11 protein-coding genes and 1 rRNA gene are annotated in these 11,225 nt (G+C 65.9%); 4 read left to right on the forward strand and 8 right to left on the reverse strand.

Annotated elements, in window-relative coordinates; all coding sequences use genetic code 11:
- Nucleotides 1-326: 326 nt before the first annotated feature.
- Together CFB46_RS06460 and rpe are read right to left on the reverse strand one after the other, a co-directional pair.
- A complete protein-coding gene (locus tag CFB46_RS06460; protein ID WP_089499554.1) occupies nt 327-1,091 on the reverse strand; it encodes a phosphoglycolate phosphatase in 765 nt (254 codons plus the stop codon).
- Between the two features lie 4 nt (nt 1,092-1,095).
- The gene (rpe, locus tag CFB46_RS06465) at nt 1,096-1,782 is read right to left on the reverse strand and encodes a ribulose-phosphate 3-epimerase (protein ID WP_011883156.1); all 687 of its coding nucleotides are present in this window, start codon (nt 1,780-1,782) and stop codon (nt 1,096-1,098) included.
- A 177-nt stretch (nt 1,783-1,959) separates the two neighbouring features.
- Here rpe and apaG point away from each other — a divergent pair, with 177 nt between their 5' ends.
- Nucleotides 1,960-2,334 (forward strand): Co2+/Mg2+ efflux protein ApaG, encoded by a 375-nt coding sequence (apaG, locus tag CFB46_RS06470; protein ID WP_089499564.1) that lies wholly within the window; start codon nt 1,960-1,962, stop codon nt 2,332-2,334.
- Between the two features lie 14 nt (nt 2,335-2,348).
- Here apaG and CFB46_RS36325 read toward each other — a convergent pair whose 3' ends face one another.
- Nucleotides 2,349-2,492: a hypothetical protein gene (locus CFB46_RS36325; RefSeq protein WP_227789578.1), complete on the reverse strand. Its 144-nt coding sequence runs from the start codon at nt 2,490-2,492 to the stop codon at nt 2,349-2,351.
- A gap of 28 nt (nt 2,493-2,520) precedes the next feature.
- Between CFB46_RS36325 and mltA the strand changes: the two genes are divergently transcribed.
- The gene (gene mltA, locus CFB46_RS06475) at nt 2,521-3,645 is read left to right on the forward strand and encodes a murein transglycosylase A (RefSeq protein ID WP_027783439.1); all 1,125 of its coding nucleotides are present in this window, start codon (nt 2,521-2,523) and stop codon (nt 3,643-3,645) included.
- Nucleotides 3,646-3,894: 249 nt separating this feature from the next.
- Here mltA and paaK read toward each other — a convergent pair whose 3' ends face one another.
- The 5 genes from paaK to paaN form a co-directional block, all read right to left on the reverse strand.
- Entirely contained in the window at nt 3,895-5,193 is a 1,299-nt protein-coding gene (gene paaK, locus CFB46_RS06480) for a phenylacetate--CoA ligase PaaK (RefSeq protein ID WP_089499555.1), read from the reverse strand.
- Nucleotides 5,194-5,231: 38 nt separating this feature from the next.
- On the reverse strand, nt 5,232-5,684 hold the full coding sequence (gene paaI / locus CFB46_RS06485) for a hydroxyphenylacetyl-CoA thioesterase PaaI (protein WP_012327840.1): 453 nt from the start codon (nt 5,682-5,684) through the stop codon (nt 5,232-5,234).
- Between the two features lies 1 nt (nt 5,685).
- Nucleotides 5,686-6,477, reverse strand: a complete 792-nt coding sequence (gene paaG, locus CFB46_RS06490; protein WP_089499556.1) for a 2-(1,2-epoxy-1,2-dihydrophenyl)acetyl-CoA isomerase PaaG — start codon at nt 6,475-6,477, stop codon at nt 5,686-5,688.
- Between the two features lie 45 nt (nt 6,478-6,522).
- Nucleotides 6,523-7,725, reverse strand: coding sequence for a 3-oxoadipyl-CoA thiolase (gene pcaF / locus CFB46_RS06495; protein ID WP_089499557.1), 1,203 nt, complete (start codon nt 7,723-7,725; stop codon nt 6,523-6,525).
- Between the two features lie 87 nt (nt 7,726-7,812).
- Nucleotides 7,813-9,519, reverse strand: a complete 1,707-nt coding sequence (paaN, locus tag CFB46_RS06500; RefSeq protein ID WP_089499558.1) for a phenylacetic acid degradation protein PaaN — start codon at nt 9,517-9,519, stop codon at nt 7,813-7,815.
- 129 nt (nt 9,520-9,648) lie between these two features.
- On the opposite strand from paaN, the gene CFB46_RS06505 reads away from it, so the two are divergent.
- Nucleotides 9,649-10,425 carry an enoyl-CoA hydratase gene (locus CFB46_RS06505; protein ID WP_089499566.1) on the forward strand — a complete coding sequence of 259 codons (777 nt, stop codon included), beginning with the start codon at nt 9,649-9,651 and terminating at the stop codon, nt 10,423-10,425.
- 565 nt (nt 10,426-10,990) lie between these two features.
- A 16S ribosomal RNA gene (locus CFB46_RS06515) occupies nt 10,991-11,225 on the forward strand; the annotation flags it as partial.

The following is an 11,225-nucleotide window of genomic DNA, read 5'->3' on the forward strand; positions in this document are numbered from 1 at the left end:
GCGCCAGGGATCACTTGACGCTGCGCGGATGGCCGTCGGCGAAAGGGCGGTCGATCGAGAAGTGCCTGTTGCCGGCCGGCACTCCGGGCGTGAACGTCGCGAGCCTGCGGCCGATCCTGAACGCAAGCGTTCGGGCGCGGTGGAACTCGAGGTGGTGCGACGGTCGGCGCGCGGATGCGCAGCGAGATAAAAAACGGCGCTGAAGACGTGCTTCAGCGTACCTCATCGAAGAGGTTAGCGCGACCAGCGACGCCAGGGCCAGGCTCCCCGGTCGATGCTGCTCAGACTCCGTTTTTTATTCAGAAACATGCGGATGGAAGAAATAATCAGAAGGTTGGCCAGCCGGCGTTGTGCGCGGAAATTGCGCGAGCCGCGACCAGCAACGAATCGACTATACCATCCGAATTTATCGTTTGTATAGCTTTGCCGTGGTTGTAGCCGTACGGCACCGTCAGCGTCGCCATTCCGGCCGCGCGGCCTGCCAGCGCGTCGTTTTCCGAGTCGCCGATCGCGACCGCGGTGTCCGGCGCGACGCCGAGTGCGTCGCAGGCCGTCAGCATCGGCAGCGGATCGGGCTTCTTGCGCGCGACGCTGTCGCCGCCCAGCACGATGCCGAAGCAGCCGGCCAGCCCGTATTGTTCGAGCAGCTCGACCGCGAAGCGGTGCGGCTTGTTCGTCACGCACGCGAGCCGGATGCCGGCCGCGCGCAGTGCGTCGAGCCCGGCTGCCACGTCCGGATAGAGACGCGTGTGGCGACCGTTGATCTTCGCGTATTCGGTCTGGTAGATCGCGAGCGCGTCGTCGAAGCGCGCGTGTGCTTCATCGGCCGGGAAGCGCGGCTTCAGCACGCTCTGGATCAGGTGTTCGGAGCCCTTGCCGACGTAGCCGATCACTTCGTCGCGCGACGTGGCCGGCGCGCCGAGCTGCGCGAGCATCCCGTTCAGGCCGGCCGTGAAATCGTCGGCCGTGTCGACCATCGTGCCGTCGAGGTCGATCAGCGCGGCATCGATGCGCGGCGCGGCGAAGCGGATCGCGGCCGCGTCCGCGGCGGCCCCGGCCGGCGCGTGGCCGGCGAACGACGAGTCGGCCACGGCGTCAGCTCCGCTCGACGGTGGCGAGCGCCGCGCGCATCTCGTCGATCACCTTTCGATAGTCGGGCTTGCCGAAGATCGCCGAACCCGCGACGAACGTGTCGGCGCCGGCCGCCGCGATTTCCGCGATGTTGTCGGTCTTCACGCCGCCGTCGACTTCGAGCAGGATCTCGCGGCCCGTGCGTTCGGTGTACGCGTCGATGCGGGCGCGCGCCTCGCGCAGCTTGTTCAGCGTTTCCGGAATGAACGACTGGCCGCCGAAGCCGGGGTTCACCGACATCAGCAGCACGAAGTCGAGGCGGTCCATCACGTGGTCGAGGTAGTTCAGCGGCGTGGCCGGATTGAACACGAGGCCGGCCTTGCAGCCGTGATCGCGGATCAGCGACAGCGTACGGTCGATGTGGTCCGAGCCTTCCGGGTGGAAGCTGATCAGGTTCGCGCCGGCCTTCGCGAAATCGGGCACGATCCGGTCGACCGGGCGCACCATCAGGTGCACGTCGATCGGCACCTGCACGTGCGGGCGGATCGCCTCGCAGACGAGCGGGCCGATCGTGAGGTTCGGCACATAATGGTTGTCCATCACGTCGAAGTGAATCCAGTCGGCGCCGGCGGCGACCACGTTGCGGACTTCTTCGCCGAGCCGTGCAAAGTCGGCCGACAGAATGCTGGGAGCGATGCGGAATTGAGTCATGACAGGGGAGCGGGGACGTTGCGGCGCAAAACCGTCATTCTACCGTCCGGCGACCCGGTGCGCGGCGGCAGGCCGTGCGGTTGCGGCCCGATTGCGCATAGAATGCCGAACCAATGCGGCGCGCCCGCGGCCCGGCCGCTCGAGTCGGCGCGCGCGGTTACCTACAGCGGACACATCATGAGTCAGTATCAGTTCACCGTTTCGGTGAAAACCAGCTACTTGCCGGAACAATCCGACCCCGATCACCGTCAATACGCATTCGCGTACACGCTGACCATCCGCAACACGGGGCAGGTCGCGGCGCAGCTGATCGCGCGTCACTGGATCATCACGGACAGCGAGGGCCATGTGCAGGAAGTGAAGGGGCTCGGCGTCGTCGGGCACCAGCCGCTGCTGCAGCCGGGCGAGCATTTCGAATACACGAGCTGGGCCGTGATCGCGACGCCGGTCGGCACGATGCGCGGTGCGTACTTCTGCGTGGCGGAGGACGGCGAGCGTTTCGAGGCGCCGGTCGACGAGTTCGCCCTGCACATGCCGCGCACGCTGCATTGAGCGTGCGGCGCGCGTCAGCGCGGCTGGCGGTCGTTGCGGCGGGCCTGCTTCTTTCTGCTCGACGACGTCCACACGACGATGAAGATCAGCAGGGCAAGCGCTACGAAGGCTTCGAGCGCGAAGATGAGCATCGGATATTGGTCGAGAAAATCTGACATGGCGGTTTCCATCAAGAACGGACATTGTATGTGGTTTGGGCCCCGGCTGGCCGGGTGGATGGCCGCAGCCGCGGCGGCGGCGCTGCTCGCGGCGTGCGGCGGCGCGCCGACGCGGACCTCCGCGCTGAAGCCGCCGACCGGTGCGGCGATCGTGCCGGGGCAGGTCGCCGCGAAGCGGCTCACGCCGGTCGCGTGGCAGCAGGTGCCGGGCTGGCAGGACGATTCGCTGATCGGCGCGGCGGCCGCGCTGCGGCAGAACTGCGCGCGGCTCGCGCGCCAGCCGGCCTGGGCGCGTGCTTGCGCGGCCGCCGACCGGCTCGACGAGCTCGACGTCAGCAGCGCACGCACCTTCTTCGAAACGTATTTCACGCCCTTCCAGTTCGCGAATACCGACGGTACGCTCGATGGGCTCGTGACCGGCTATTACGAGCCGCTGCTGCACGGGTCGCGCGTGCGCCGCGGCCCCTATCAGTACGCGCTCTATCGCTGGCCGGCCGGCTATCGCGCGGGTGCCGCGCTGCCGGCACGCGCGCAGCTCGAGCGCGCCGGCATCCTGAACGGCAACGAACTCGTGTGGGTCGACGATCCGATCGAGGCGTTCTTCCTGCAGGTGCAGGGCTCGGGTCGCGTGCTGCTCGACGACGGTTCGGTGATGCGGGTCGGCTTCGGCGGCACCAACAATCAGCCGTACCGTTCGATCGGCAAGTGGCTGCTCGATCGCGGTGAGCTGACGCCCGCGCAGGCGACGATGCAGGGCATCAAGGCCTGGGCGAAGGCGAACCCGACGCGCGTCGATGCGTTGCTCGACACGAATCCGCGCTTCGTGTTCTTCCGCGACATGCCGACCAAGGAAGATGCGCCGCATGGCGGCGCGGATGGTCCGATCGGCGCGCTCGGCGTCCCGCTGACGCCGGAGCGCTCGATCGCGGTCGATCCGTCGTCGATCCCGCTCGGCACGCCGGTGTTCCTGCAGACCACGCGTCCCTTGACGAATACGCCGATGAACCGGCTCGTGTTCGCGCAGGATACGGGCTCGGCGATCAAGGGCGGCGTGCGGGCAGACTATTTCTGGGGGCTCGGCGATGACGCGGGCGACCAGGCCGGCCGGATGAAGCAGGTTGGCCGGATGTGGCTGCTGTTCCCGAATTCGTGATTTGGGGCGGCGCGGGCTGGCTGGATGGTCGCTCGTGAACGAGACGCGGCATTGATGGCGCGCCTCATGCGCGTGGGGCGTGCCGGTCTGATCGCCGGTGTGCCCATGTGATTTCAGTTCGCGTAAGGCGGTGCGTGTCGCGTCGAACGATGCTTTGGAGTAGCGCAGCCCGATCGGCGTTGGCCGACCGGGCTGTTTCGTTTGCAGGCACGAATTCGCCGCTGCGCGATGCACGCGCGGCGAGCGATCTCAGCCCTTGCGCTTGTCGACGACGCGGCGCGCCTTGCCGACCGAGCGCTCGATGCCGTTCACGGGCAGCACGTTGATCACGGCCGTCACGCCGATCAGCGACTTGATGTCGTACGCGAGCGCCTGTTTTGCCGCCTGGATCGCCGCGGTATCGGGCGCGGTCTCCGGGCACGGCTCGACGTTGAGCGTCAGCACGTCGAGCGGGCCTTCCTTCGTCAGCACGATCTGATAGTGCGGCGCGAGCGCGCGCTGCTTGAGCAACTGTTCCTCGATTTGTGTCGGGAACACGTTGACGCCGCGCACGATCATCATGTCGTCCGACCGGCCGGTGATCTTTTCCATCCGACGCATCGTCCGGGCGGTGCCCGGCAACAGGCGCGTGAGGTCGCGGGTGCGATAGCGGACGATCGGCAGCGCTTCCTTCGTCAGCGACGTGAACACGAGCTCGCCGAGTTGGCCGTCCGGCAGCACTTCGCCGGTTTCCGGATCGATGATTTCCGGATAGAAGTGGTCTTCCCAGATGGTGGGGCCGTCCTTGGTCTCGACGCATTCGGACGCGACGCCCGGGCCCATCACTTCGGATAGCCCGTAGATATCGACCGCGTCGATGCCCATCCGCTGTTCGATCGCGACGCGCATGTCGTTGGTCCACGGCTCCGCGCCGAAGATGCCGATGCGCAGCGAACTCTGCACGGGATCGAGGCCCTGGCGCTCGATCTCGTCGGCGATCGACAGCATGTAGCTCGGCGTGACCATGATGATGTCGGGCCGGAAATCCTGGATCAGCTGGACCTGCTTTTCGGTCTGGCCGCCGCCGAACGGGATCACGGTCAGCCCTGCGCGTTCGGCGCCGTAGTGTGCGCCGAGCCCGCCCGTGAACAGCCCGTAGCCGTAGCTGACGTGCACCTTGTCGCCGCGGCGCGCACCGGCGGCGCGGATCGAGCGTGCGACGAGATTCGCCCACGTGTCGATGTCGGCGGCCGTATAGCCGACGACCGTCGGCTTGCCGGTGGTGCCCGACGACGCGTGGATGCGCGAGATCTGGTCGTGCGGCACCGCGAACATCCCGAACGGATAGCTGTCGCGCAGGTCGCCCTTGGTCGTGAACGGAAAGCGCGACAGGTCGGCGAGCGTTTTCAGGTCGTCCGGATGCACGCCCGCTTCGTCGAACTTGCGGCGATAGACGGGCGAGTGGTCATACGCGTGCCGGAGCGACCATTTGAGGCGTTCGAGCTGCAGCGCGGTCAACTCGTCGCGTGAGGCGGTCTCGATCGGCTCGAGCGGTAGCGGGGTAGTCATGCATGTCTCCAGTGTTTGTTATGGGCGAGCCGTCGACGTCAGCGGTCTTCCGGGATGACCGTGCCCTTGATCTGGGCGGATTTGCCGCGAAACATCGCGACCGTGTCGCCTGTCTGGTTCGTGACGCGGATGTCGTAGATGCCGTGTCGGCCGGCGCGCGCCTGTTCGATCGCCTCGGCCGTCAGCACGTCGCCACCGTGCACGGGGCGCAGGAATTCGATCGAGCAGCCGGCCGCGACCGCATTCAGGTTGTACGAGTTGCACGCGAACGCGAACGTCGAATCGGCGAGCGTGAAGATGATCCCGCCGTGACAGGTCTGGTGCCCGTTCAGGAATTCAGGCCGCACGCGCATCTGCAGGCGGGCGTAGCCGGCGCGTACTTCGGCGATTTCCATGCCGAACGCGCGGCTGCAGGCGTCGGCGTCGTACATGGCCTGTGCGGTGGCGCGGGCGAGCGAATCGGGGTCGAGCGTGGCGGTGGCGTTCGTCATGTCAACGCCCCTCGAAGCGCGGTGCGCGCTTCTCGATGAAGGCCTTTACACCTTCCGCATAGTCGTCCGACCGGCCGAGCTTGCGCTGCAGGTCGCGCTCCAGGTCGAGCTGCTGATCGAGCGTGTTCGTGACGCTGTCTCGCATCGACTGCTTGATCGATGCGATGGCGAGCGTCGGCTGCTGCGCGAGCTGGGTGGCAAGCTGGCGGGCCGTGGCGGCGAGCGCGTCGTCGTCGACCGCACGCCAGATCAGGCCCCACTGTTCGGCCTGTTCGGCGCCGAGCTTGTCGCCGGTCAGCGCGAGTCCCAGCGCGCGTGCCATGCCGACGCGTTGCGGCAGGAACCATGTGCCGCCCGAATCGGGTACGAGCCCGATCTTGACGAAGGCCTGGATGAAGCTGCTCGAGCGGGCGGCGAACACGAGGTCGCACGCAAGTGCGAGATTCGCGCCGGCGCCGGCCGCCGTGCCGTTGACCGCGGCGATCACCGGAATCGGCAGACGCTGGAGGCGGCGTATCAGCGGATTGAAATGCTCGTCGATCAGCGTGCCGAGGTCGGTGGGAGCGCCTGGCGTGAAGTCGAGGTCGGCCAGATCCTGGCCTGCGCAAAAGCCGCGGCCCGCACCCGTCAGAATCAGCGCGCGTGCACCGGCCGCCTCGACTTCATCGAGCGCGGACTGCAGTTCGCGATGCATCGCCCGCGTGAAGCTGTTCAGCTTGTCGGGGCGGTTGAGCGTGACCGTGGCCACGCGCGCGGCCTGATCGATATCCAGCTGGATCGCCTGATAGGACATGCAGTGTCTCCTTCATGACTTCGTTATAGGCGCGCGGCGCGTCGGTTACACGCGTTCGATCGCGAGCGCGATGCCCTGACCGACGCCGATACACATCGTACAGAGCGCGAAGCGGCCGCCGGTACGCTCGAGTTGATGGAGCGCCGTAGTGACGAGCCGCGCGCCCGATGCGCCGAGCGGGTGGCCGAGCGCGATCGCACCGCCGTTCGGGTTCACGCGCGGATCGTCGTCGGCGACGCCGAGCATGCGCAGCACCGCGAGACCTTGCGACGCGAACGCTTCGTTCAGTTCGATCACGTCGAACTGGTCGATGCGCATGCCGAGCTGGTGCAGCAGTTTCTGCGTGGCCGGCGCGGGACCGATACCCATCACGCGCGGCTCGACGCCGGCCGTCGCCATGCCGACTACGCGCGCGCGGCGGCGCAGGCCATACTGGTCGGCCGCCTGCGCATTGGCGAGCAGCAGCGCGCAGGCGCCGTCGTTGACACCCGACGCGTTGCCGGCCGTGACCGAGCCGTCCGCGCGCACGACGCCCTTCAGCTTCGCGAGCGCGTCGAGCGACGTTTCGCGTGGGTGCTCGTCGCGCGACACGACGATGGCGTCGCCTTTCTTCTGCGCAATCGTGACCGCGACGATTTCTTCGGCGAGCGTGCCGTCCTGCTGTGCCCGCGCGGCCTTCTGCTGGCTGCGCAGCGCGAACAGGTCCTGATCCGCGCGGCTGATGTGGTAATCGACCGCGACGTTCTCAGCCGTCTCCGGCATCGAATCGACGCCATACAACTGCTTCATCAGCGGATTGACGAAGCGCCAGCCGATCGTCGTATCGAAGACGTCGGCCTGCCGTGCGAACGCGCTCGCGGCCTTGCCCATCACGAACGGCGCGCGCGTCATGCTCTCGACGCCACCTGCGATCATCAGGCGCGCTTCACCTGCCTTGATCGCGCGCGCGGCCGTGCCGACCGCATCCATTCCGGAGCCGCACAGTCGGTTCAGCGTCGTGCCCGGCACGGCAGTGGGCAGGCCCGCCAGCAGCGCCGACATGCGCGCGACGTTGCGGTTGTCCTCGCCAGCCTGGTTCGCGCAACCGTAGATCACGTCGTCGATCGCCGCCCAGTCGACGTCGCGGTTGCGCTCGATCAGCGCCTTGAGCGGCACCGCGCCGAGATCGTCGGCGCGGACATCTTTCAGGGCGCCGCCGTAGCGGCCGATGGGAGTGCGAATCGCGTCGCAGATGTAGGCGTCTGTCATGAGCGTATCGGTGAGTGACGAACCCGCCGGGTGGCGGATTCGTTCATGGTAGAGAACATGGCGGCGTTTGCACGTCGGCCATTCGGGTTATGCCGTTTGGCCAGCTTCCGCAGGTACCGCCTTCGGGGCAACATGGACGCGGCTCTGGACCACGCGGAATCGGTTGGCGACGAATGCCGGGTCGGCCAGCGCGGCGTTGGCGGCCGGGTTCGCGCCCGTGCCGTGGAAGTCGGAGAACGCGGCCGACTGATTGACGAATACGCCGCCCGTCAGGTTGATCGACAGCGCGACGCCGCCACGCACCGCCGCGTCGTGTGCGGCGTCGACGATCGCGTCGTCGGTGCTGTAAACGGAGAGGGTCAGCGCGCCATGCTCGGCGGCGATTTCACCAGCCAGATCGAGCGACTGCGCGGTCGAGTCGGTTGCGATCACGAACGAGATCGGGCCGAACCACTCCTGCGTGAATTTCTCGCGGTCGGCCACGTCGAGTTGCAGCACGAGGGGCGTGCGCACGCGCGCATCGGGGAAGGCGGGATGCTGGAGGGTCACGCTGTCCGCGAGCACGCGGCCGAGTTTGCGCGCGTCGTCGATGCGCGCGGTCACGCCGTCGTTCTGGATCGCGCCGATCAGTTCGACCGAGCGTGCCGGGTCGCCGGTGAGTTTTTGCACGGCAATCGCGATCGCTTGGGCGACTTCGTCGAAGCTCGCGTGGCCGTCGGCCGTCCGGATGCCGTCGCGTGGCACGTAGATATTCTGCGGCGCCGTGCACATCTGGCCGGAGTACAGCGCCAGCGAGAACGCGATGTTCTTGGCGGCGGCCTTCAGGTCGTCGGTCGAGTCGATCACGATCTGGTTGACGCCGGCTTTCTCGGTGTAGACCTGCGCCTGGTGGGCATGGCGTTCGAGCCACGTGCCGTTCTGCGTGCTGCCGGTGAAGTCGATCAGCTTGATCTCGGGGCGCAGCGCGAGATCCTGGACGAGGGCGCCGTCGTTGGGTTCGGTCGCGAGGAGCGTGACGACGTTCGGATCGAACCCGGCGTCGCGCAGCACGTCGCGGGCGATCCGCACCGTGATGGCGAGCGGCAGGATCGCGCCCGGGTGCGGTTTGACGATCACGGTATTACCCGTTGCCAGATCGGCGAACAGGCCCGGGTAGCCGTTCCAGGTCGGGAACGTGCAGCAGCCGAGCACGACGCCCGTGCCGCGCGGCACGATCGTATAGCGCTTGCGCATCGCGAGCGGCGGGTTCTTGCCTTGCGGCTTTTCCCAGTGTGCATCGGCCGGGATGCGGCGCAGTTCGTCCCAGGCATAGGCAACCGCCTCGAGGGCGCGGTCCTGCGCGTGCGGGCCGCCCGCCTGGAACGCCATCATGAAGGCTTGCCCCGTGGTGTGCATCACGCTGTAGGCAATTTCGAAGCTTGCACGGTTCAGGCGCGCAAGGATTTCGAGGCTGACGCCGACCCACGCGCTCGGGCCGGCTTCGCGCCACGTGCGCTGCGCGGCGGCTGCGGCAGCGATCAGTGCGTCGGGCGTCGATTTCGGATACCGGATGCCCAGTGCGATGCCGTACGGCGAGCGCTCGGCTCCGACCGTTTCCTCGGACGCCGGCTGGTCGAGCACGAAGGTCTTGTCGAGGTGCGACTTGAACGCGGCCTCGCCGTCCGCGCTTGCGCTTTCCCCGTACACTTTGGGGCTCGGCATTTCGGCGAACGGGCTCCAGTACCCGCGGCTCTCGATGGCGGCGAGTGCGTGTTTCAGCGTGTCTTCGTGCTTCGTGAACAGGGCATGGGTCATGGCGGCGGCCTGATGAACGTTGAGAGGGATCGGATCGATTAATTAACCGACCGGTTGGTCGGAGAATGGTAGCATCAAATTATTCGCATGTGCGAGGCGTTTCTCATTTCATTGATCGAGGAGAAAGAGATGGCTTACGAGAACATCCTGGTGGAGACCCGAGGGCGCGTCGGTCTGGTGACGCTGAATCGTCCGAAGGCGCTGAATGCGCTGAACGATGCGCTGATGGACGAGCTGGGCGCTGCGCTGAAGGCCTTCGATGCGGACGACGATATCGGCGCGATCGTCGTGACCGGGAGCGAGAAGGCGTTCGCGGCCGGCGCGGACATTGGCATGATGGCGACCTACTCCTATATGGATGTCTATCGGGGCGACTACATCACGCGTAACTGGGAGACGGTCCGCGAGATCCGCAAACCGATCATTGCCGCGGTTTCGGGCTTTGCGCTGGGCGGTGGCTGCGAACTCGCGATGATGTGCGACATCATCTTCGCGGCGGACACGGCCAAGTTCGGCCAGCCGGAAATCAAGTTGGGTGTCATGCCGGGTGCGGGCGGCACGCAGCGTTTGCCCCGCGCGGTATCGAAGGCGAAGGCAATGGACATGTGCCTGACCGCGCGCTTCATGGATGCCGCCGAGGCTGAGCGTGCCGGCCTCGTATCGCGCGTGCTGCCGGCCGACAAGCTGCTCGACGAGGCGATTGCCGCCGCGACGACGATCGCCGAGTTTTCGCTGCCGGCGGTCATGATGGTCAAGGAGTCGGTGAACCGCGCGTACGAGACGACACTGGCTGAAGGCGTCCACTTCGAGCGCCGATTGTTCCATTCGTTGTTCGCAACCGAAGACCAGAAGGAAGGGATGGCGGCATTCGTCGAGAAGCGCAAGCCTGTGTTCAAGCACCGCTGATCGGTCGGTGCCGCGATAGGTATCCGGGACGGATTGGTATCGGTCATCGGCGTGATTGCTTCGCGCGGCTCTTCAAAAGCCTCCGTGCGCGGCAGCGCACGGAGGCTTTTTCAAATTTTCTTCACAAAGGGCTTGCGCGGATGGGGGTGGGTGCTTAGAATCACGCCTCTTTCGCGCTAACGGAAACGCGGCGCGGGAGGAAGGGAAGCGGTGCTGGTGAGGTTCGGTAGTAACGAGCCTTGGCGGTGCAGGAAGATGACCCCGCAGTCGCAACGATGTAGGTAAAAAGTTGTTGACGAGCTGCGAAACACGGTTCATAATCTCGCTTCTCTGCTGCTGAAAACGCAGCGCTGCCGGGAAACTTCAGGTTTCTCGCAGAAATGCTCTTTAAAAATTAACAGCCGATAAGTGTGGGCGCTTGATGGAAGCGAGCTGATCCTCGGATCAGAAAGCGAAAGTATCAAGAGTCTCACACTAAAGTAAGTCAGGTTTATGAAGTGATTCATATTCCTGTCAGCTTTGAGTGAGCGACCGGTTCTACGGAACCGAAAACAGTAACAGGTTTGAACTGAAGAGTTTGATCCTGGCTCAGATTGAACGCTGGCGGCATGCCTTACACATGCAAGTCGAACGGCAGCACGGGTGCTTGCACCTGGTGGCGAGTGGCGAACGGGTGAGTAATACATCGGAACATGTCCTGTAGTGGGGGATAGCCCGGCGAAAGCCGGATTAATACCGCATACGATCTACGGATGAAAGCGGGGGACCTTCGGGCCTCGCGCTATAGGGTTGGCCGATGG

The organism is Burkholderia sp. HI2761 (genome assembly GCF_002223355.1).
In the GTDB taxonomy this organism is placed as follows: Bacteria; Pseudomonadota; Gammaproteobacteria; order Burkholderiales; family Burkholderiaceae; genus Burkholderia.